Source organism: [Anoxybacillus] calidus, assembly GCF_013760845.1.
Classification (GTDB): Bacteria; Bacillota; Bacilli; order Bacillales; family Anoxybacillaceae; genus Paranoxybacillus; species Paranoxybacillus calidus.
In genome coordinates this window covers 204,233-226,842 of sequence record NZ_JACDUU010000005.1, presented here as the reverse complement: position 1 = coordinate 226,842, position 22,610 = coordinate 204,233, and the positions used below count along the sequence as shown (strand labels likewise).

At 39.5% G+C, this 22,610-nt stretch carries 22 protein-coding genes and 1 riboswitch; of the genes, 10 read left to right on the top strand and 12 right to left on the bottom strand.

The features are described 5' to 3' along the window. Positions 1-499 precede the first annotated feature (499 nt). From moaD to HNQ85_RS11620, 7 genes are all read right to left on the bottom strand, one after another. On the bottom strand, positions 500-730 hold the full coding sequence (gene moaD / locus HNQ85_RS11650; RefSeq protein ID WP_181537891.1) for a molybdopterin converting factor subunit 1: 231 nt from the start codon (positions 728-730) through the stop codon (positions 500-502). Continuing rightward, a complete protein-coding gene (locus tag HNQ85_RS11645; protein WP_343046508.1) occupies positions 727-1,197 on the bottom strand; it encodes a molybdenum cofactor biosynthesis protein MoaE in 471 nt (156 codons plus the stop codon). The genes moaD and HNQ85_RS11645 overlap by 4 nt, the downstream gene beginning before the upstream one ends. After that, complete coding sequence (gene mobB, locus HNQ85_RS11640; RefSeq protein WP_181537889.1) at positions 1,194-1,703, bottom strand: molybdopterin-guanine dinucleotide biosynthesis protein B; 510 nt, start codon at positions 1,701-1,703, stop codon at positions 1,194-1,196. Before mobB ends, HNQ85_RS11645 begins: the two co-directional genes overlap by 4 nt. Then, on the bottom strand, positions 1,700-2,974 hold the full coding sequence (locus HNQ85_RS11635) for a molybdopterin molybdotransferase MoeA (RefSeq protein ID WP_181537888.1): 1,275 nt from the start codon (positions 2,972-2,974) through the stop codon (positions 1,700-1,702). The genes mobB and HNQ85_RS11635 overlap by 4 nt, the downstream gene beginning before the upstream one ends. 618 nt (positions 2,975-3,592) lie before the next feature. Next, positions 3,593-4,615: a GTP 3',8-cyclase MoaA gene (gene moaA / locus HNQ85_RS11630; RefSeq protein ID WP_181537887.1), complete on the bottom strand. Its 1,023-nt coding sequence runs from the start codon at positions 4,613-4,615 to the stop codon at positions 3,593-3,595. A gap of 42 nt (positions 4,616-4,657) precedes the next feature. Continuing rightward, complete coding sequence (gene modB, locus HNQ85_RS11625; RefSeq protein ID WP_181537886.1) at positions 4,658-5,311, bottom strand: molybdate ABC transporter permease subunit; 654 nt, start codon at positions 5,309-5,311, stop codon at positions 4,658-4,660. A gap of 248 nt (positions 5,312-5,559) precedes the next feature. Then, positions 5,560-6,147, bottom strand: coding sequence for an NTP transferase domain-containing protein (locus HNQ85_RS11620; RefSeq protein ID WP_181537885.1), 588 nt, complete (start codon positions 6,145-6,147; stop codon positions 5,560-5,562). A 269-nt stretch (positions 6,148-6,416) separates the two neighbouring features. On the opposite strand from HNQ85_RS11620, the gene HNQ85_RS11615 reads away from it, so the two are divergent. Next, positions 6,417-7,262, top strand: coding sequence for a DUF2935 domain-containing protein (locus HNQ85_RS11615; protein WP_181537974.1), 846 nt, complete (start codon positions 6,417-6,419; stop codon positions 7,260-7,262). A gap of 492 nt (positions 7,263-7,754) precedes the next feature. Then, positions 7,755-7,925, top strand: a complete 171-nt coding sequence (locus tag HNQ85_RS11610) for a hypothetical protein (RefSeq protein ID WP_181537884.1) — start codon at positions 7,755-7,757, stop codon at positions 7,923-7,925. A gap of 90 nt (positions 7,926-8,015) precedes the next feature. On the opposite strand, the gene yjfP is transcribed toward HNQ85_RS11610, so the two are convergent. Further along, positions 8,016-8,783: an esterase gene (gene yjfP, locus HNQ85_RS11605; RefSeq protein ID WP_181537883.1), complete on the bottom strand. Its 768-nt coding sequence runs from the start codon at positions 8,781-8,783 to the stop codon at positions 8,016-8,018. A 111-nt stretch (positions 8,784-8,894) separates the two neighbouring features. Between yjfP and HNQ85_RS11600 the strand changes: the two genes are divergently transcribed. The 3 genes from HNQ85_RS11600 to HNQ85_RS11590 all read left to right on the top strand — a co-directional run bounded on the left by HNQ85_RS11600 (position 8,895) and on the right by HNQ85_RS11590 (position 10,223). Beyond that, positions 8,895-9,701 carry a Cof-type HAD-IIB family hydrolase gene (locus HNQ85_RS11600; RefSeq protein ID WP_181537882.1) on the top strand — a complete coding sequence of 269 codons (807 nt, stop codon included), beginning with the start codon at positions 8,895-8,897 and terminating at the stop codon, positions 9,699-9,701. A gap of 166 nt (positions 9,702-9,867) precedes the next feature. Then, positions 9,868-10,020, top strand: a complete 153-nt coding sequence (locus HNQ85_RS11595; RefSeq protein WP_181537881.1) for a hypothetical protein — start codon at positions 9,868-9,870, stop codon at positions 10,018-10,020. Between the two features lie 2 nt (positions 10,021-10,022). Continuing rightward, a complete protein-coding gene (locus HNQ85_RS11590; protein WP_181537880.1) occupies positions 10,023-10,223 on the top strand; it encodes a DUF3813 domain-containing protein in 201 nt (66 codons plus the stop codon). 74 nt (positions 10,224-10,297) lie between these two features. Here the strand turns inward: HNQ85_RS11590 and HNQ85_RS11585 are convergent, their stop codons facing one another. After that, the gene (locus HNQ85_RS11585) at positions 10,298-11,146 is read right to left on the bottom strand and encodes a YitT family protein (protein ID WP_181537879.1); all 849 of its coding nucleotides are present in this window, start codon (positions 11,144-11,146) and stop codon (positions 10,298-10,300) included. 131 nt (positions 11,147-11,277) lie between these two features. On the opposite strand from HNQ85_RS11585, the gene HNQ85_RS11580 reads away from it, so the two are divergent. Both HNQ85_RS11580 and HNQ85_RS11575 read left to right on the top strand, forming a co-directional pair. Beyond that, positions 11,278-12,141, top strand: coding sequence for a DegV family protein (locus HNQ85_RS11580; protein ID WP_181537878.1), 864 nt, complete (start codon positions 11,278-11,280; stop codon positions 12,139-12,141). 59 nt (positions 12,142-12,200) lie between these two features. After that, the gene (locus HNQ85_RS11575) at positions 12,201-12,332 is read left to right on the top strand and encodes a DUF3941 domain-containing protein (RefSeq protein ID WP_181537877.1); all 132 of its coding nucleotides are present in this window, start codon (positions 12,201-12,203) and stop codon (positions 12,330-12,332) included. A gap of 93 nt (positions 12,333-12,425) precedes the next feature. On the opposite strand, the gene HNQ85_RS11570 is transcribed toward HNQ85_RS11575, so the two are convergent. The 3 genes from HNQ85_RS11570 to HNQ85_RS11560 form a co-directional block, all read right to left on the bottom strand. Further along, positions 12,426-14,078: a methyl-accepting chemotaxis protein gene (locus tag HNQ85_RS11570; protein ID WP_181537876.1), complete on the bottom strand. Its 1,653-nt coding sequence runs from the start codon at positions 14,076-14,078 to the stop codon at positions 12,426-12,428. An 18-nt stretch (positions 14,079-14,096) separates the two neighbouring features. Further along, the gene (locus tag HNQ85_RS11565; RefSeq protein ID WP_181537973.1) at positions 14,097-15,047 is read right to left on the bottom strand and encodes a BMP family lipoprotein; all 951 of its coding nucleotides are present in this window, start codon (positions 15,045-15,047) and stop codon (positions 14,097-14,099) included. A gap of 249 nt (positions 15,048-15,296) precedes the next feature. Next, the gene (locus HNQ85_RS11560; protein ID WP_181537875.1) at positions 15,297-16,160 is read right to left on the bottom strand and encodes a CvfB family protein; all 864 of its coding nucleotides are present in this window, start codon (positions 16,158-16,160) and stop codon (positions 15,297-15,299) included. A 97-nt stretch (positions 16,161-16,257) separates the two neighbouring features. Here HNQ85_RS11560 and HNQ85_RS11555 point away from each other — a divergent pair, with 97 nt between their 5' ends. From HNQ85_RS11555 to metH, 3 genes are all read left to right on the top strand, one after another. Then, entirely contained in the window at positions 16,258-16,749 is a 492-nt protein-coding gene (locus HNQ85_RS11555; protein WP_181537874.1) for a YajQ family cyclic di-GMP-binding protein, read from the top strand. A 226-nt stretch (positions 16,750-16,975) separates the two neighbouring features. Further along, positions 16,976-17,190, top strand: a riboswitch (SAM riboswitch). Between the two features lie 73 nt (positions 17,191-17,263). After that, positions 17,264-19,114 carry a bifunctional homocysteine S-methyltransferase/methylenetetrahydrofolate reductase gene (locus HNQ85_RS11550; protein WP_181537873.1) on the top strand — a complete coding sequence of 617 codons (1,851 nt, stop codon included), beginning with the start codon at positions 17,264-17,266 and terminating at the stop codon, positions 19,112-19,114. Beyond that, on the top strand, positions 19,107-22,517 hold the full coding sequence (gene metH, locus HNQ85_RS11545) for a methionine synthase (RefSeq protein ID WP_181537872.1): 3,411 nt from the start codon (positions 19,107-19,109) through the stop codon (positions 22,515-22,517). Before HNQ85_RS11550 ends, metH begins: the two co-directional genes overlap by 8 nt. Positions 22,518-22,610 lie beyond the last annotated feature (93 nt).

Below are 22,610 nucleotides of genomic sequence, written 5' to 3'. Positions count from 1 at the left end.
ATGTATATTTAATTATTTTTCATAATTATTCACCTAATTTTATTTTTCGAACTATTTTCGGTGAAAATATAGTAAAAACGGATTGATAAATATTGCCCTTGACCTCATTCATTTTTAAATTGAGTCATATAGTAATAGACGGCACAAAGTTGATAATGAGAGTAGATTAAATAATGACAACGATTTCGAATTGTTACATATGATACATCAATAAAGAAAGGAACATATTTATTTCGTGAAGGTTCAATAGCGGATGAAATTTACAATATTCAATCAGGAAAAGGGCAATAGGGAAAATCACAGCTGGTAAGCAGGAGCTCATATTAAGTATGTAGTAATTGGGGAACTTACACTTTTTCGTCAGCAGCTGACTATTTGATTTGAGAAAGGAATTTGACTGTGAAGACTACTTCACGGGAAATATGCAGGATTGATTCATATTTTCAAACATGAAAGAGGCTGACCTCGAAACAACGTGTCAGCCCCCTCATCCACAAAATCAACCTCCGCTTACTGGTGGAATGAGAGCGACTGTATCTCCTGCATGAATAAATTCATTTTCAGATACATACTCTTCATTCACAGCCACCATCACATGACGTAAATCAATGTTATATTCTTTTTCCAAAACTTTCTTTAACTCTTTGGCAGTAATCGACTCAACGCTAAATTCAATCCGTTCTTTCCCAACCGCCTCTTGCAAATAAGCAAATAGAAGTACTGTAATCAATCTAAATCCCTCTCTTCCGGTTTTCCAGTCGGGTACGCCTTTGTTTCCAATTGATTTCCAATCCATTTCTCTCCATTTTCCCAATGTTCCTTTTTCCAAATCGGAACAATTTGTTTAATTCGTTCAATGGCATATTGGTTCGCCTCATACGCATCTTTTCTATGAGGAGTAGAAACAGCAATCACAACCGCAATGTCGGAAATGTCCAGTTTTCCAATTCTATGAGTAATCGCGACGTGTGCCTCTGGCCATTTTTCCTTTATTTCTTCACCTATTTGTGCCAGCTTTTTTTCCGCCATCGAAACATAAGCTTCATATTGTAAAAATAACGTTCTTTTCCCGTTTGTAAACTCCCGCACTGTTCCAATAAACGTAGTAACTGCTCCTGCTTCAGGGCGAATCACTTTTTTTACAACTTCCTCAATCGAAATCGGCTCTTTTGTAATGACAAATAGCTGATTGTTCACAAAGCATCCCTCACATAATTCATTATCCATTGTAAATATTGCTCCTCATTTTTTATCGAAAAAATTGGACAATCTATTCGAAGTGATTCTGGTAACGTTGTCCGTGTAATTACCGCAATAATATTTTCTAATGTAGTCAAAAGCGTTAGGTCGTCGACTGTTCGTAACATGACTACTTTTGGATATTTCTCTTTTTTAAATCCTTCCACTAGGACAACATCGATTGGAAAGAGCGAATAAATTTGTAAGATTTGTTGTAACGGCCATTCGTCTTGCATTACCTGCAGCTGTAACAAACCGTTCCCCTCTACCGAAGAAACGATGGCCCCCGCTTGACGATGCCGATTAGAATCGTTGGATAAATCAGATGAGTCTGGATAACCACCATGCCCATGGTGTTTCACAGCACCTACTCTGTAGCCTTGATGAACGGCTTCTTTAATTAGTTTTTCAATAAGCGTCGTTTTGCCGCTATTTTTGTAGCCAACAACTTGTAAAATTTTCATGATTCTTCTCCAAACTGCGAACTTCCCTCTTCATCTTCTAACAACAACACCTCCACAACTGCTCCCTTTTCGAATCCTCTCGTTCCGCCTGGAAGCACCATGAGAGCATTTGCCCTTGCAAGAGATGTCACGATATTTGACTTATCCATTCCTGATGGCGAAACGCAAAGCTGTCCGTTGGCATATGTGACATAACTTCTAACAAACCTTGTAAACGGATTTGGTTTAGGAAAATCAGCCTGTAAAATCGCTTCTGTTTTTCGCAAATATGGATTTGGCGAAAACATCATTGTTCTAATCACCGGCCGGACAAACAACTCATAGCCGACATAGCATGCTGATGGATTACCAGATAGTCCAAACAACAATTTGCCATTTAATTGAGCTACCGTTGTTACACTTCCCGGGCGCATCGCAATTTTGTTAAAAAGAACTTCTGCTCCTAATTTTTCATAAATCACCGGTAAATAATCGTAATCACCGACGGAAACTCCTCCTGTTGTAATAAGAATATCTACTTGATCCAATGCATGTTGAATCGCCGTAAAACATTCATCCACATCGTCAGCAAGTTTACCAAAATAAATCGGTGTCGCTCCATTTCGGGTAATTTGTGCACTAATCATATAAGCATTGCTGTTACGGATTTTTCCTGGAACAAGCGGCTCGGATATATCTAACAACTCACTTCCAGTTGCAAAAATGCCGATTCTCGGCCTCTTAGCGACCTTCACTTGTGAATAACCGAATGTTGCCAATAACGCTTGTATGCCCGGATTAATGAACACTCCTCTTTGAACTAATGTAGTTCCTTTTTTTGTATCCTCTCCCTGAAAAGAAATATTGTCTCCCGGCTTAAACGAACGTTTAATAGACATATATTTTTTCCCATCACGTTCATATTGCTTCGTTAGTTCGAGCATGACAACAGCATCGCATTCAGGCGGCATTTGCGCTCCTGTCATAATGCGAATGGCCTGAAATGGTTGGACTACTTTTTCCGCAACCTTGCCGGCACCAATTTCTTCAATCACTTCAAACTCGACTGGATGCGTGGAACTTGCAGCCGCAGAGTCGATTGCACGAATGGCAAATCCGTCATAAGGTGAACGATCAAACGGAGGTACATCATGATCGGCAACTAACGGCTCTGCTAAATATCGTCCATACGCATGTTCTAATGGAACAATTTCAGCCTCTCCTGTTTTTGCATAAGCCATCACTCTTTTAACCGCTTCAGAAACGGGAATCGGTGTTCTTCTTTCAACCATTATTCATCCCTCACTACCTTTTTATATCACTAGTAACCCTCTTTTTAACAACGAAACTACACTTTCCATGTTCTGTAACATTCCCATCATTTATCCATTTCTACTATGAACATTGTATCTAAAATGACAACCGGTTTGTTATGATTTTTGTCACACTTTTGTTATACGAATCTAGACCAAATTTCTCAAAAGTTATAAGTTCATATATGATGAACAGAACTAGAACAGCACACCACTAAGGAAGAACAGAAGCATTCCCACTTATTTCACAATTTGAAAAAACTCTACGATGAAAAGAATGAAAAGATGAAACAAATTGTTGAAGAGCTTGTACAGGAACAGGTGCAACAGGGGATATCATCAAGGAGATTTAACAAATTACGTCCGACTTCGTCCCTCCACAAAAGATGTGCAAAACATACCAACTTGTTTATATTAAAGATGAGAAATATAGGAATCCGACCATTTTGAACATATCCATTTACAAAACATTTTATTTCCATGCTTTCTTAACTGAATGCAATATAAATAATAAAAACGGAATGGCCCATTCATTTTGAGTCAGTCCGCTTTTTTATCGTATTTAAGTTAACGTAAGAACTTACGCAGTAAGGCTCTTTATCCCCCAATATAAGACATTTCAATCTTTTTCCGCTCTTTTGCGCTTTGTTCTGTCCGTTCATCAGAATATCGATCATTCCGTTTATTCCATGTCGAGATAATCAATTCCTCAATAAGCACTTTTTCAGCTCCCTGTCTTAAAAGCTCCTTTAGCGATACTCCTTCTGAGGCAAATAAGCATGTGTATAATATTCCATCAGCAGAAACTCTTGCTCTTGTACAGCTTTTGCAAAACGATTCCGTAACTGAAGAAATAAACCCAACTTCTGTATCCGTACCTACGTAGCGATATCTACTAGCCACCTCGCCAAAATAAGCGGACTCTATCGGTTCAAGCAAATGGAATTGACAAATTTGTTCGTATATCTCTTTTTTCGTGACAACTTGAGAAAAATCCCATCCGTTTGACGTCCCTACATCCATAAACTCAATAAATCTAAGTGTAATACCCGCCTGTTTAAAATAGCGAGCCATCGGTACAATTTGTGAATCGTTCAAACCTTTTTTTACGACCATGTTTACTTTTACTTTCAATCCCGCTTTTTTTGCTGCCTCAATCCCTTTTAAAATCAGGGCAACCCCTACTCCAACACCGTTCATTTTCTTAAAAACTTCATCGTCAAGGGCATCAAGACTTACATTTACACGCTGTAATCCAGCTTGCTTTAAAATTTCCGCCCACTTTACTAAATGTACTCCGTTTGTTGTCAAAGCAATGTCTTTAATCCCTTCTATTTTTGTCAATCTTTCAATAAAAACAGACAAATCCTTTCGTAGTAACGGCTCTCCTCCTGTGATACGAATTTTTTCAACTCCCAAATTGGCGAAGCACTCCGCAATAATCGTCATTTCATCAACGGTTAACAATTCATTTTGATGTAAAAAGCGAAAATCAGGACCAAAAATCTCCGCTGGCATACAATAAACGCAGCGAAAATTACATTGATCCGTAACAGAGATGCGCAAATCTCTTAACGGACGACCTAATCGATCGATCATTTGGTTGTCTTCCCGTTTCATAAAGTGCCACTCCTATTAACCGGTATTAACACATTTATATGATCATTTAAAAATAGTTGAACATAATAACAATAAAAAAGAAAGAACCATTGTTACTAATACCCACATCCAAGCCATCATCATATTTCCAGATTCGATGGCAACAAAAATGGCTGTCGGGATCGTTTGCGTCTTTCCAGGGATATTTCCTGCAAACATGAGAGTAGCGCCAAACTCCCCTAATCCTCTAGCAAACGATAAAATCGCCCCAGAAACAATCGTCTTAATCGATAAAGGGATCGATATATAGAAAAATACTTGATATTCGTTTGCACCATCTATCCGTGCCGCTCCCTCCACCATTTCATCGACCGATTCAAATCCTGATTTTGCTGATTGGTACATTAAAGGAAAAGAGACAACGACAGAAGCAATGACAGCTGCCCACCATGTAAACATGACCGGATGGTGAAAAATCGCCTCGATTGCTTTTCCAATCGGACTTTTTTTTCCAAAAAAGATGATTAACAAAAACCCAACAACTGACGGTGGAAGAACAAGCGGAAGCATAAAAAAAGTTTCTACGATGATTTTCCCTTTGAAACGGTGGCGAGACATGAATTTTCCTGCGAAAATCCCTGCCAACAATACGATTATTCCAGCTGTGAGCGAGACCTTTATGGACAGCCCAATCGGCGTCCAAAATTCCGGCGTCATGTTTGCCAACCTCTTTCTATAATATAAAATCATTCAACATTAGCTTGTGATATGTTTCACTATAATGATGACAAACGTCTTTTTCATAAGGGAACAACATGTATGTTAACTGCTAGTATAGCATATAAATTGGTAAACTAGGAAATGATCTGTATGAATTTTTCAATCTTTCAAGGCTCACGGTATACTATCACAAAATAAGCTTCTACCGTCCATTGCAGCATAGTGACATTCCATCACAATATTTATCATGTCATAGAATTGTCATATTCCTCTCGATTGTTAATATTACGAAAAACGATTTTATCTTCTAAAAAATCTTGTTCATTCACATAGCGAACACGACAACATTCCAATAGAGACATCATTCGATTGTTCTTCGTCTCGAGCAATTGCTCAATATGCTCAACGGTGCGTCGATGGTATATACCTACTAACGGCTGAATGTCGCCGAAATGAGCAGACACGATAATATCAAACTGTTCATCGATATATTCCATCATCTTTGCAACTGTGCTTGCGCGTATATACGGCATATCACAAGGAAGAACAAACACCCATTCCGCATCAGTTCGCTGCATTACCGTATAAATTCCAGCGAGCGGACCTTGGCCGCGATACATTTCCTCATCAATCACTACCTTGTCGATCGTCATTTGTTGAAAACGCGACACAAGAGATGGGTGACTAACAATATATATATCTTGAACAAATGGGCGCAACGCATTTACCGCAAACTGAAAAAAATAGTTTTCCTCCCGTTTCGCAAACGCTTTTGGACTGCCAAAGCGCCGCGACTCACCGCCAGCAAGAACCGCTCCTGCAATCTGTTTCACCTTCGTTCACTCCTCCATTCAGGAATTTTTGTATTACTGTAACATGAAAAAACAAAAAGAAAAGCTTTCCTTATCTAAAAGGAATATTATTTTTTCCTGTAATTGTGAGACGGTTCACCTTAGTTTAACAATCTTTTTCTTTCAAAACACATAAAAGAATGGCTGTATAAATATAATTTTAGATAACTTGAATTATCTAAAAAGGAGTGGGAAATTTGCAGAATCCTCCACGGATACCTGGTCACTTTGCAACTGGTTCCCAAAATCAAATGTTAATTCCTCCAGAAACAAAAGCAACTCCACCTGAATCTTTAACAGAAAAGGAGTTTATTGACCGTTCGCTAACTGAAAATAAGTTTTGGCTTAGAATTATGAAAGAACATGCTTTATTTCTTGGAGAAGGATTTAATCGGAAAGACAAACATTTAATACAGCAAACAGACAATTTTTACAACTACTTTGAACAACTTGAAAAAAGAGCATATCAAACTCCCGAAACCGTTCAAGCTGTACGAAAATTAAATGAGGATAGTATTCAGCTAGTTTACGGTTTTAGAAATTTCAAGAGAAATCTTCTAATCCTGATCATTAATTGTAAAGTTAGTGGTTTTAATTTCCCCCTTCTTGTAGACCATATAGCTCGTGAAGCCGAATATTTTATAAGAACTTTACAAAAATTTAATCAAGGTATTTTAGAACCTATTCAAGATGCCATTATCAGTGAAAATGTATTCTGGCTTCGAATTATGATGGAACATTCTCGCTTTATCTCTTCTTTGTTAGATCAATCTGAACGAAAGTTAGTTACAACCGCTAGAGGGTTTGCTGATGATTTTGAAACACTTTTGAATCAAGCCAGAGATGTCGAATCTATGTTATATAACAAACAACCGACCTATCCGATTATAGGAAAAATGAATAAGGATAGTGAAAGTGCTGCAACAGAGTTACTTAACTTTAAGAAAGCAGGACTTGAATTGATTAAGACATGCCAAATTAAAAATGTTATTAATCCGCTACTAGCCGACCACGTTGTACGGGAAGCAGAACATTTCCTTTATATGATCCACGTTTTAGAGAATCGTTTAAAGAAAAATCAAATGCAAAATCCATAATCCTCAAATTGAGAGTTTCAGGGGCTGCCCCATAAGTGTCTGACCTCACGCGAAATCCACAATATATCGCGTTTTTATTCCTTGTTATATCCTATATATTATGGTTGTGGGGTCTGACACGTTGCTTTTGGGTCAGCCCCTGCCAAGTTTATCCCTTATTCCTAATCACCGCCCACCAAATTTCCAGACCTTCTTCTACATGCTCCCATGTCAATTGATTTTCCCGTTCCATCATAAATAAAGAGGACACGGGGCATGGTCATTCATCCATTCCAGTACTTTTCCTGTCTTTATAGCGGAAAATCATTGGGTGTCGTAAGCACAGGTCATAAGCAGAAACATGAATTTTGCCGTAAATAAACTCATAAAATAAGCTCCCCTTATATTATAATGGTTTATATACACATCATAATCGCTACGCTTGTTTACCGAAGTAATGGACATCACCATTCGTTGTGTAGATTCTCAACGCTCATGAAAGGGGAGTGGCGGTTGGAGGAGTTCATCGGTTTTTGTTCGAGATGCGGCAAACCAATTCATTGTTTGCATGGTTTTTTAAACGGTGTCATAAGCGAAGAAAAAGAAATGTTATATTGCTTTCAGTGCTATAAGAAAAAAAAAGCAGAGCAAACCTCTAAGCATGTAAAAAAAGCTGACCCATAAGCGTCTGACCTCACACACAATATAGCATGCACTTACCAAACAGGTATGTGGGATCTGATACTTCGCTTTAGGTCAGCCTTTTTTGATCGGTTAGACGTGTTGTATAAACCACTTCACCGTTTCTAAAAATGCTTCTCTTGTTACTTTATGTCCTGCTTTGTCATCAGAAATAAATTTTAAATTCGCTTCGTTTTGGGCATAAAGAGGTTTTATCTTTTCATAAAACTCATATGTATAATGATAAGGCACCACTTGATCAAGCCGTCCATGCCAAATAAGCAATGGGCGCCCTTTTAGCTTTTCTGGCTGCAATGAAAGGTCATAAGCAGCGAGACGCTCCCTTTCTTTCTTCAATTCCTCTTCTGATAAAGGAAGCTTAAGTTTTCTTTTTCTTACTTCATCAATTTGTAATTGGAAAAACAATTCATAGCAAGGAGTTCCCATGAGTGAGACAGCTGCCTTAATCCACGGATATTTTGTCAAAGCACCAAATGTTGTGATCCCTCCCATGGACGTGCCTGCTAAGCCAATACGCTGCTCATTAATTAAATTTTTCGCAGCAAGCTCTTCTTTGAGCTGCTCTATTTCTGCGATTTCGTTAATGACAATATTCCAAAACGAAAACTGCAACTGTTTCTCTGTTAAATTTTCTTCGCGTTCCCCATGATAAAGTGCATCCGGCAAAATCACGCGATATCCCGCTTCAGCAAGCAAGTAGCCAAAATGCAAATTATGTTCTTTCGCACTTGTAAAACCGTGAATAAAGATGATAAGCGGCAATTTTTCATGTTTCTTCTCTTCCTTGACCACATGCAAAACTGGAATATGAGCTATTTTCTCATTTTGAACGACAACCATATTCTCTAACTCCTTTTTCCCTTTCTAACGTTAGTTTAACATGTGGACAAAAATTTTGGAAAAGAGTTACACTCAAATTAGAAAAAATTATGATGATATAAAGGAGTCGTTATGGAAAAATATTTAATTGCTTTAGATTTGGATGGAACATTATTAAAAGACAATAAAACGATTTCTCTTTACACAAAAGAAATACTTTTTAAAGCAAAAGAAGCTGGGCACATGATTGTCATCGCAACGGGTCGTCCGTACCGCGCCAGCAAAATGTATTATGAAGAGCTGGAACTAACAACTCCAATTGTCAATTTTAACGGTGCATTTGTTCATCACCCAAAAGATGACAGCTGGGGAGTGTACCATACTCCTCTTCATTTAGAAACAGTGAAAGAAATTATTGAAGTGAGCGAAAAATATAATGTCAAAAATATTTTGGCAGAAATTATGGATGATGTATACCTTCACGAGCATGATGAACAATTGCTTGATATCTTTAATTTAGGCAATCCACATGTCCAAATCGGTGATTTGCGGCAAATTTTACGAAAAGACCCTACTTGTATTTTGATTCATGCTGATGAAGAACATGTAGAGGAAATTCGTACCTATTTATCCGAGGTGCATGCCCACCTCATCGACCATCGCCGTTGGGCCGCGCCATGGCATATCATTGAAATCGTCCGTACAGGGATTCATAAAGCGGTAGGACTGCAACGTATTGCGGAATATTATCAAATTCCGAGAGAGCGGGTCATTGCCTTCGGTGATGAGGACAACGATTTAGAAATGATTGAATGGGCAGGTTATGGCGTTGCTATGGGTAATGCGATTGAACCTCTAAAAGCCATCGCCCGCGATGTAACAAAAACAAATGAGGAAGATGGGATCGGTATTTACTTAAAATCGCTGCTAAAGTTGTAAGCAGCCTCCAAGTTAAACATTCCCTTATTAAAATTGGATTGCACGGTTACACTATCAATGGAAGCTGATCAAAAGCTTAGAGACAAATCTCTCCAACTACTTCTATTGGAAAGAATGTCTCCTTGTCATGAATCAGCTTTTCCATTTCTTTAAGGGGGAATGCGCCTTGGGTAAAAGCAGTAAATCCAAACGTTTTATTCAACAAAGCGTAGACGCTGTTGAAAAACATGATGAACGAATCCCTTACCATATGACATATGCGGAAGCGGAAGAGCGAAAAGCAAAACAAGCGGTTGAATCTTCGCTTGGGGGCGCATAGCAATGGGAAATCCATTATTCCAAAAAGCGCGTGAAGCGGTCATGATTGCCAAACAAGCGGCCAATGGACAGTCTTCTGTTGATTTGCAGCATGCCGTTGAGATGGCAAAAAATGCTCTTTCCTCTGCCTATGCAAACTCAACAACAGCAGAGCAAGCACAATTGCGTCAATTTCAGGAAGATCTTGATAAGATTACACAATAGTGCTATAACTTGACTTCAAACAAAGGAAACTGCCGCCCATACGTCATTTTTAGTTGCGGCAGTTTCTGATGATGTCACCCAATATCTTTTCTAAACAATCCCAGTACTTCTGTTGTCTGTACAATATTCGTGAATGCTTTTGGATCTACTTTCTTAATAATCCGCGATAAATCAAACAATTCATATCGTGTAATAACAATTATTAACATATCTTTATCCTCTTTAGAGAATGCTCCCTTGGCCGGAACAGTCGTTATCCCTCGCACAAGCTTGGCATGAATCGCTTTTTTCATTTCTTCGCCTTTACTTGTAATAATCATTGCTGTCAGTTTTTGGTGGCGTGTATGAATGGAGTCGATCACGCGGGTTGTCGCATAAAGAGTGACGAGCGTATATAATGCTTGTTCCCATCCGTACACATATCCCGCTGTTAAAATAATGACGGCATTCAACGTAAAAATGTATATACCGATCGGACGATCTTTTAGATGCGATAATACTAAAGCAATGATATCCAATCCCCCTGTCGAAGCTCCCCATTTTAACGTTAAACCAATGCCGACTGCTGCGATAACACCACCGAACACCGCATTTAACAAAATATCGGATGATAACGCTTGAATGGGAATGATTTCAAGGAAGAATGACATTAGAACTACACTTAGAAAACTGTAAAATGTAAATGACTTTCCGACTCGTTTCCATCCTAAAATCGCCACCGGAATATTTAAAATAAACAACAATATCCCTGTTGAAATTTCATAAGGCGTATAATCCCCAACAAGTTTAGATGTCAGCTGGGCAAGCCCAGCAAATCCGCTTGTATACACGTTTGCAGGGATAAGAAACAAATTCATACCAATCGCATTTAGAAGTGCTCCAATTAATACAACCGCAAATTTTTTCACATGCAGCCAAATCATATCATTTACCTCCTGTTGCTCTACCATAGCTGCTTTATTACTTTAAAATTAAAAATTGTATTTTTCCTAAATAATCGTTACACTAACTAAAGCAGAAGAAATTTTATCATATTTGAGAGAAGGTGAACATCATGTCGATTCAAATTTTAGCGGACAGCGGCTGCGATTTGCCATACTCTTTTCTGCAAGAACATGACATTACTTTAATACCACTTATTGTGCGTTTGAATGACCAAGATTATGAAGACCTTATTACAATTCAGCCAAAGCAAGTATACGATGCCATGAGAAGTGGTCAAATTGTCAAAACATCGCAGGTAAGTCCATTAAAACTGAAAGAAGTGTTTACACATTACGCAAAAGAAAAGCGCCCTTGTATTTATATTGCGTTTTCTTCCCAATTATCAGGTACATATCAAACGGCAATGATGATTCGCGCTGAAGTGCTTGAAGAATACCCAGATTTTCAACTAACGATTATTGATTCAAAATGCGCCTCTCTCGGCTTAGGATTAGTTGTCGCTAAAGCGGCCCAACTCGCGCAAAAAGGAATGCCGTATGAACAACTATGTGAAACGGTTTCCGAATATTGCCGCCATATGGAACATATTTTTACCGTTGACGATTTAGAATTTTTGGCACGCGGTGGACGAATCAGCAAAACTTCTGCATTTGTCGGCGGACTGTTGAACATAAAACCTCTTCTTCATGTCGAAGACGGAAAATTAATCCCGCTTGAAAAAATTCGCGGCCGCAAAAAAGTATTTAAACGCATGCTTGAGTTAATGGAAGAGCGCGGAGTCGATTTACAAAAGCAAACGATTGGCATCAGTCACGGAGATGATGAGGAAGCTGCTTTAGAATTAAAGAAACAAATAGAAGAAAAATTTGGCTGTACTGACTTTCTCGTTTATCCGATTGGCGGTGCAATTGGTGCTCACGCTGGCCCAGGAACAGTCGCTCTCTTTTTCTTAAATAAACAAATGGAAGCATAGAAATGCATACGGCGGAAAAACTACTCCTATACAACAACGCATAAAGGAGTGGCAAATCGATGTCTCATACGAGCGATAATGATAAAAAGGCCCTTGACAATAACGCAAAACACCATGAAAAAAATATGCTTCGTGAAAAAAATCGCCAGGCAGGCAAACACGAATACTCCAAAAAAACGAACCATTTATAAAAGCAAGGCTGTCTCAAAAACAAAGAGTCAGACCCCACAAACCACAATATGTAATGATTTGTGTGTGAGGTCAGACTCTTATGAGACAGCTTCTTATTTTGTTTTAAACTTTGCCATTGCACTGTTTAAATCGTCCGTTAACTGTCTTAATGTTATTACTTTATCTGCCATTTTTTCAAAAGCGTTTAATTGTTCTGACGCAGAAGCAGAAATTTCTTCACTGCCAGCTGCTGATTGTTCGACAACAGCACTTATGCTTTCTACGTTTTGCAATACTTGACCGCCAAGTTGTTTGGATTCGATCATTCCGGAGACAAGTGCTTGGATATCGCTTGAAATCCCTTGAACTTTTTGTTCGATTTCTGTAAATGCTGCCGTTGTTGTTTCAATAGATTTGGACTGTTCTTCAGCGATTTGTACCCCTTGTTCAACAGCCGCGGAAACATCTGCTAAGCCGCTTTTAATATGAGAAACCATTTCAAAAATTTGTTTCGTCGCCTTTTCTGATTCCTCAGCCAATTTACGCACTTCTTCAGCAACAACGGCAAATCCCTTGCCGGCCTCTCCGGCACGCGCTGCTTCAATTGCCGCATTTAAAGCGAGTAAATTTGTTTGTCCGGCAATGTCTGAGACGGCTTTTGCCATGTTTTCAATTTTAGCCGTATAGCTTGTAAATTTTTTCACTGCTGTTTCAATCGATTGTGTTGCTTCCGAACTTTCACGAACAAAACGAAGCTGGTGTTCCATCGCTTTCTGCCCGTTATAAACGGCTTCGACTGCTGCTTCACTGTATAAAGCTGTCTGCTCTGTCCGCTCAACATTCTCCGTAAATGTTTCATCCATTTTTTCAATTAACTCGACTGCTTGCTGCAACTCTTCAGAAATGCTTTGTGCCCCTGCCGACAGTTCGTTTGTCGATAAAGCAACTTGATGATTGATTTCCATAAGCACTTTATTTTCCTGTTCGATTTCCTTTGCAAAAGTTTCCACTTGTTTACTTGCTATATCGACAGAATGTAGCAATGTATTTAATTGCTCAACCATCGTTGAGAAGGCCTCATTCAACGCTCCTAATTCATCGCTATGTTTATAAGCAATAGGCTCAATTACGAGATTGCCCCTAGCAATTTGTTTGGCATTTTCCGCTAAATTTCGCAATGACTTCGTAATTGAATAAGTAAGTCTTAAACTGATGGCACCTGATATGACAATAAGAGTAATCATTCCGATTAACGATGTCCAAATAACAAATCGAATTTGTGATTGCAGTTCGTTTTGCAAGCTTTTATAGTAATAATCCGCGTTTAAATGGAGCAAGTAAATATCATTTAACGCTCCTTCGATCCGCATGGATTGGCGCCTTATCTCAGCGGCATCACGCTTTTCTAAGGCATCGCTTGTGGAATCGTATACCTCTGTATATTTTTTGTCTGCTTTTTTCAGCAAAGCGGTAAACTCTTTTTGCTTAAGCATACTTTCTAATTTCTTCATTAATTTTTTCGTTTCTTCCATTTGTGTCATGACTTCTTGCTTGTTTCCTTCCGTCATACTGTAAGAAAAGTTATTTAAACTTTGCTTTGCTGCACTCATTTTTGCTTTCAATTCTTGAACCGTTAGCAAAATCGGAACGACATCTTTATTGGTCGACTGAATCGATAGCATGTGAAAGATAATAAAGCCGATGATCGCAACCGCTGCGAGTAACGCAATCATCGAATTAAGCAACAATTTGATTCGAATAGTCATAAAAAAGCCTCCGTTCTTTTACTTTGTTGCCACTTCTCCGTTAACAATTTTTTCTTTCCAAGTCTCGACTGTTTTTTCTTGTTCCGGGGTAAACGTTATCACTCGAATAGGTGCTAAACCAACTCCATCTTCTGATAAACCTAGTTCAACATTCCCCTCTGGCAGCGAACCTTTTTCCACATATTCTTTAATCACTTTAAAAAGAGCGACATCGATATTTTTCATCATCGAAGTAACAACTGCCTTTTCCGCGTAAAAATATTGATCGCTGTCAACGCCAATGGCATACACTCCGTTCACTTCCGCTTCACGAAGGACACCGACCCCGGTTAATCCAGCGGCAGCATATAGCACATCGGAACCTTCCGCAATCATTTTTTTCGCGATCTCTTCTCCAAGTTTGGCATTTCCAAAATCACCGGCATACGTGATATGAACATGAATGTTCGGATTGACCGCCTTTACCCCTCTTTCAAAACCAGCCGCAAACTTGCGAATAAGTGGAACATCGTCCCCCCCGATAAACCCTACTTTATTTGATTTCGTCGCTAATGCTGCTACAACTCCCGCTAAAAAGCTTCCCTCATCTTCTTTAAAAGTGATCGATGTTACATTTTTTAAATGAGAAATGGAATCTACTAAAACAAATTTTTGCTCCGGGTATTCTTTAGCGACTTTCTCTAAGTCTTCCTGAACCATGAAGCCAAGGCCGATGACAATATCATTTCCGTCCTTGACAAGTTCTCTTAATCCTTGCTCGTACGTTTTCGTATCCTTGAGTTCGCGGTAGTCAAAAATAATTCCTAATTCATCCCGTGCTTTCATTAAACCTTTAAAAGCAAAATCGCTGAAAGATTGGTCTCCTAAACCAACCTCAGAAAGCATAATCCCAATTTTAATTTTCTCTTTTTCTTCCATACTATTATTTCGAGAACAGCCAACTATAAAAGTAAGTGTTATCAATAGCATAAGTAATAAATAGATTGTCGATTTTAGATGTTTTCTCACTTGCAAGTACTCCTTCCCAAAATATTCAACCATACTATTTTATCGACAATGATCTACATTTTTTTACTCTTTTTATAAAAAAAAGAGGCTGACCCATAAGCAAAGTATCAGACCCCACAACCACAATATATAGGACATAGCGTTAGATAAGAACACTATATATTATGGATTTTGAGTGAGGTCAGACACTTATGAGTCAGCTCCTTCGGCTTATTGATTCTTCGTAAAATATGTCCATCCAGCTTCTTGATATACTTTATTTTCTTTCATCAATCTTCCTAAAGCCCGTTTGAAGGCAGCCTTGCTCATGTTAAAACGTGCTTTAATATCATCTGGGTCGCTTTTATCACTGTATGGCATTGCTCCACCGCGACTTTCCATATATTGATAAATTTTCTCTGCATCTTCATCAATGCTTTCATGTTTGCGCGGCAATAACGAAACATTGACTGTGCCATCTTCTTTGACCCCGATAATCCGGCCTTCGACTAATTCACCGAGGCGTGGCTCTTTTCGTCGTTGAGAGTGGTGAATAAATCCAAGATATCCGACATCAGATATCATGAATGAGCCATCCTTGATTAAGCGGTAAATACGCCCACGAATATTTTTGTTAAATTCCGCTTCCGTTGCTTTAACAGCGATTTCCTGCATCACTTCTTCCTCAGCTAAATTCGCAAGTAAACGACCACGCTTGTCCGTTTTTAATGAGCAGTATAATTGATCACCGCGCATCGGCCAAAGTTCTTCAAAAGGCGGCAAATCATCAAGAGAAACAAGAACGTCTTTAGAAATGCCGATATTAACAAAGACACCAAGCTTTGGGACAACTTCAACCACTTCCACCCAGTCATAGCGTTCATTCGTAATCATTGGAATCGTTGCTGTTGCCACTAATAGTCCGCGATTGTCGCGATACAAAAATACAGTTACTTCATCATTTACGTGAAGCTCTTCTTCTGTTTCCCTTTTATGAAGAAATGCATCTTCTTTTCCATTTGTTAACCAATACCCAAATGAGGTTATTTTCTTTACAGTTAACGTAACTACACTTCCAGGCAATAATAAATTCATAATCTTCCTTCTTTCTTTTCATACTCGGTAAAAGTTGTTTCGCATGCTATATTTTACTATAATGTAGGCAAACGACCAAACTTTTCGGAGGTAGCATATGTCAAAAGAAAGCTCATTTGATATTGTATCCAAAGTTGATTTATCTGAAGTAACAAATGCTATTCATATCGCGATGAAAGAAATTCAAAACCGTTATGATTTTAAAGGAAGCAAAAGCGATATTTCTTTAGAAAAAGACGAACTCGTCCTGATTTCTGATGATGAATTTAAGTTAGAGCAGTTGAAAGACGTGCTCATCGGCAAACTCATTAAGCGCGGCGTTCCAACCAAAAATATTCAATATGGAAAAATAGAGCCCGCTTCTGGCGGTACAGTCCGCCAGCGCGCCAAACTTGTCCAAGGCATTGACAAAGACAATGCGAAAAAAATTAACACGATTATTAAAAATACTGGCTTAAAAGTAAAGAGCCAAATTCAAGATGATCAAATTCGCGTCAGCGGCAAAAGCAAAGATGATTTGCAAAAAGTCATTGCGGCGATTCGTGAAGCTGACTTGCCGATTGATGTTCAATTTGTCAACTATCGCTAAAACAAAAAAGGGGCTGACTCATAAGTGTCTGACCTCACATGCCATTCATGATAGATCGTTTATGGATTCAATGTGATATCCTAGCTATCGTGTTCTGGGGTCTGACACTTCGCTTTGAGTCAGCCTCTTTTTCTTTTGAATGGCAGAATCGTAAATTAATAGTTGATTATTTTCCGAAAATTATTTAAATTATATATAAATCGTTTCGTAACAACTAAATAGCAGTTTCTTATCAAGAGAGGGGGAGGGACTGGCCCAATGAACCCTCAGCAACCGACTTCAGCGAAAAAATCTCTTAAGGGAAAACCGAAGCAATGAAATTTGCTCGTTATGCCCCAATACATACGTTTTTCCTTAAGAGCAACATCCGGCCACAATCTTTTCGCTTTTTCGAAGTCAAGGTGCTAAATCCAGACAGGCGTTTCGCTTGGAAGATAAGAAGAGGAATGAGCAATAAAAAAGTCTTCTTCTTAGAAGGCTTTTTTATTTTTACAATGAAGTGGAGGGAAGAGACTTGGGATTTCTTGACGATTTAGCACAGCAAATTTTAATTGCCGACGGTGCCATGGGAACGCTTCTTTATTCCCATGGCGTAGATAGTTGTTTTGAAGAATTAAATCTATCGCGGCAAGAAGAAATTTTGTATATACACAAAGCTTATATTGAAGCGGGAGCAACCGTTGTTCAAACAAATACATATGGAGCCAACTATGTGAAGCTTTCCCGCTATGGCTTGGAAGACCAAGTAAAAGAAATAAACCAAGCTGCTGTCCGTATCGCGAAGCAAGCAGCAAAAGGACGCGCCTACGTACTTGGGACAATCGGTGGTTTAAGAAGCATTAAAAAGACAGCCATTACGCTTGAAGAAGTGAAACGCACATTCCGCGAACAATTATATGCCCTATTGTCTGAAGATGTTGACGGACTTTTACTAGAAACATATTACGATTTAGAGGAATTGTTAACCGTTTTGTCTATTGCCCGAAAAGAAACAGATAAACCAATCGTTGCCCATGTGACTCTCCATGAAGTGGGCGTGTTGCAAGATGGCATACACCTTGCTGATGCATTTGACCAGCTTGAAACATTTGGTGCTGATGTTATTGGGCTGAACTGTCACTTAGGGCCGTATCATATGATTCGCTCGCTTGAAGAAGTGCCGCTTCCGAAAAAAGCGTTTCTATCCGTCTATCCGAATGCAAGCTTGCCGGATTATCGCGACGGCCGCCTTGTCTATGAAACAAACCCAAGTTATTTTGAAGAAACAGCCTTAGCTTTTCGCGAACAAGGCGCCCGCTTAATCGGAGGATGCTGCGGAACAACACCTAAACATATTGCAGCGATTGCGAAAGCGTTAAAAGGATTAAAACCAGTCATCGAAAAAAAAGTAAAAGAGCGAAATATCGTTGTTTCTGTTCAAGCTTCCTCTCCTAATAAAAAACCGTCTTTACATGAAATCGTCAAACAAAGACGGTCTGTGATTGTTGAACTTGATCCGCCGAAAAAGCTCGGCATTACAAAGTTTTTAGAAGGAGCAACTGCGCTCAAAGAATCAAATATTGATGCACTCACATTAGCCGATAACTCACTGGCAACACCGCGCATCAGCAATGTATCTCTAGGCATGATCGTAAAAGAACAGCTTGGTCTCCGTCCTTTGATTCACATTACGTGTCGAGACCGCAATTTAATTGGCCTGCAGTCGCATTTAATGGGCTTGCATACGCTCGGCATTACCGATGTACTTGCTATTACAGGAGACCCGTCAAAAATTGGCGATTTTCCTGGAGCTACGTCTGTTTACGATTTATCATCATTCGATTTAATCCAATTAATCAGTCAATTTAACGAAGGGTTATCTTATTCCGGCAAACCACTCGGTGAAAAAACAAACTTTTCGATTGCAGCAGCATTTAATCCAAATGTTCGCTACCTCGATAAAGCGGTTGAGCGGCTTGAAAAGAAAATTCGCTGCGGTGCACATTATTTCATCTCACAGCCGCTTTACTCGGAAAAGCAAATCGAAGAAGTATACGAAGCAACGAAACATTTGTCCGTCCCGATTTATATCGGAATTATGCCATTAACAAGCGCACGTAATGCGGACTTTCTCCACCATGAAGTACCGGGCATTATCCTTTCTAACGAGATACGGGCGCGCATGGCCGCCTGCGCAAACGACCCCATTCAATCGACACGCGAAGGAATCGCCATTGCTAAGTCATTAATTGATGCAGCGTTTGAATTGTTTAATGGTATCTACTTGATTACGCCATTTTTGCGCTATGAGATGACAGTAGAACTTGCGAATTACATTCATGAAAAAGAAAAAGCAGGACAAGAAAGGAAGATTTTCAATGTCTAGTACTCTATTGGAACAACAATTGCAAAAGAAAATTCTTGTCATCGACGGCGCGATGGGAACAATGATTCAAAGTTTCCAATTAACCGCTGATGATTTCGGCGGAGAACAATATGAAGGCTGCAATGAATATTTATCGCTCACCGCTCCTCATGTTATTGAACGCATTCACGATGCATACTTAGAAGCTGGGGCCGACATTATTGAAACAAATACATTCGGGGCGACAAGCATTGTGTTAGATGAATATGAACTTGGTCATCTCGCCTTTGAACTGAACATACAATCAGCAAAACTGGCAAGAAAAGCAGCCGACCGCTACTCCACCCCTGAGTGGCCGCGTTTCGTTGCTGGCTCAATGGGACCAACGACAAAAACACTTTCCGTCACTGGTGGAATTACCTTCGAGCAGCTCATTGAAGCATATGAAGAACAAGCACACGGACTGCTTATTGGCGGCGTTGATGCTCTCCTTCTTGAAACGTGTCAAGATATGCTGAACGTTAAAGCCGGATTTCTCGGAATTTCCCGCGCCTTTGAGAAATTCGGAAGAAAAGTACCACTTATTGTGTCTGGCACGATTGAACCAATGGGAACGACGCTTGCCGGACAAAATATTGAAGCATTCTTTATTTCACTGCAACATATGAATCCGATTGCAGTCGGATTGAACTGTGCAACAGGACCAGAGTTTATGACCGACCATCTTCGCACTCTCTCCTCACTTGCAAATACAGCGGTGAGTTGCTATCCAAATGCTGGACTGCCCGATGAAGAAGGGCATTATCATGAAGCGCCAGACATTTTAGCAAAAAAAGTGAGACATTTTGCCGAAAAAGGTTGGCTTAATATTGTTGGCGGCTGTTGCGGTACCACACCGAAGCATATTCGCGCAATTGCCGAAGCGGTAAAAGAGATCCCGCCGCGTCCGATTCCATCGTCTTTTGGCACACACGCTGTATCTGGCATCGACCCGCTCATTTATGATGAAACGATGCGTCCGCTTTTCGTTGGTGAACGGACAAACGTCATCGGCTCGCGAAGATTTAAACGATTAATTGCCGAAGGAAAGTATGAAGAAGCAGCGGAAATTGCCCGTGCCCAAGTGAAAAACGGCGCTCATGTCATCGATATTTGCTTGGCTGATCCGGACCGTAACGAAAAAGAAGATATGGAAAAATTCATTCAGCAAGTAGTGAAAAAAGTAAAAGTTCCACTTGTCATTGATTCAACCGACGAACAAGTGATTGAATGCGCCCTGTCTTATTCACAAGGGAAAGCCATTATTAACTCTATTAATCTAGAAGATGGCGAAGAACGGTTCGAAAAAGTGGTTCCTCTCATAAAAAAATACGGTGCGGCTGTTGTTGTCGGAACAATTGATGAACAAGGAATGGCCATTACAGCAGAGAGAAAGCTTGAAATCGCCCTTCGTTCCTATAATTTACTTGTCAACAAATATGGAATTGCTCCGCACGACATTATTTTTGACCCGCTTGTATTTCCGGTCGGCACGGGGGATGAGCAATATATTGGTTCAGCAAAGGAAACAATCGAAGGAATTCGTCTGATTAAAGAAAGACTGCCACAATGTTTAACGATTCTCGGTATTAGCAATGTTTCCTTTGGCTTGCCTCCAGCTGGCCGCGAAGTGTTGAACTCTGTTTTTCTATACCATTGCACACAGGCCGGGTTGGATTATGCGATTGTGAATACGGAAAAACTAGAACGATTCGCTTCGATTCCCGCTGAAGAAGTAAAACTTGCTGAAGCGTTATTATTTAACACCACTGATGAAACATTGGCAAAGTTTACTGACTTTTACCGCGATAAAACAAAGGAAGCGAAAAAGCCAAAAATTACGTTAACATTAGAAGAAAGGCTCGCCAACTATGTTGTGGAAGGAACAAAAGAAGGGTTATTTGAAGATTTAGAACAAGCATTACAAAAATATGCTGATCCTCTAAAAATCATCAATGGTCCGTTAATGGATGGGATGAATGAAGTCGGAAGATTGTTTAATGATAATCAATTAATTGTTGCCGAAGTGTTGCAAAGCGCTGAAGTCATGAAAGCTGCTGTCGCCTTTTTAGAACCATATATGGAAAAAACGGAAGACAGTTCTAAAGGCAAAGTGTTGCTTGCAACCGTAAAAGGAGATGTTCACGATATCGGCAAAAACTTAGTGGATATTATTTTAAGCAACAACGGATTTAAAGTCATTGATTTAGGGATTAAAGTAACTCCACAGCAACTGATTGAAGCAGTTAAATCCGAACAGCCCGACATTATCGGTCTTTCTGGATTGCTTGTCAAATCGGCACAGCAAATGGTTGTTACGGCCCAAGACCTTAAGCAGGCAGGAATATCTACACCTATTCTAGTCGGCGGTGCAGCGTTATCGCGAAAATTTACAGAAAACAAAATTGCTCCTGAATACGAAGGGATTGTTCTATACGCCAAAGATGCTATGGACGGCTTAGCTTTGGCAAATCGCATCCAGCAAGGTGAAATCGATTATTCAAAGCAGAAACAACAGACAATGAGCCAAAATATTGCAACAAAAGCAACTGTTATTCTAAAATCGAATGTTTCAACAACCGTACCTGTTTTTAAACCATACGACTTAGAACGCCATGTGATCAAAGACTTTTCTCTATCTCACATCGAGCCATATATTAATTGGCAAATGCTTTTAGGTCACCATCTCGGCTTAAAAGGAAAAGTAAATTCTTTGCTTGAAGAGAAAGACGAAAAAGCGATGATGCTAAAGGAATTAATTGATGATTTGCTTATTCAAGCAAAAAAAAAACAATGGATTGTTCCATCAGCTGTCTATCAGTTCTTTCCTGCGCAAAGCGATGGCAATAAACTTTATATTTACTCCCCTGCTGATGAAAAAACAGTGATTGAGATATTTGAGTTTCCACGGCAACAAAAATCGCCTTATCTTTGTTTAGCCGATTATGTGAAATCAGTGAATAGCGGAGAAATCGATTATGTCGGCTTTTTCGCAGTAACCGCAGGGAAAGGTATTCGCGAACTTGCCCAGCGCTGGAAAGAAGAAGGAAACTTCCTGCGCAGCCACGCCGTTCAAGCATTGGCGTTAGAAGTGGCTGAAGGATTGGCAGAACGCATTCATCAAATTATGCGCGACCGCTGGGGCTTCCCAGACAGCCCAGATATGACAATGCAGGAACGATTTGCCGCGAAATATCAAGGCCAGCGTTTTTCATTCGGCTATCCGGCATGTCCAAACTTGGAAGACCAAGAAAAACTGTTCCGTCTATTGCATCCAGAAGAAATCGGAATTGAATTAACAGAAGGATTCATGATGGAACCGGAAGCCTCTGTATCAGCGATTGTTTTCGCTCATCCAGAAGCAAGATATTTTAACGTTCTATAAAAAGTCGAGGCGAAATGCTTCGGCTTTTTTATTAAAATATTTTTTCATAAATTCCCCATACTAAAACTAATGATGAACACTTTACAGGAGGGA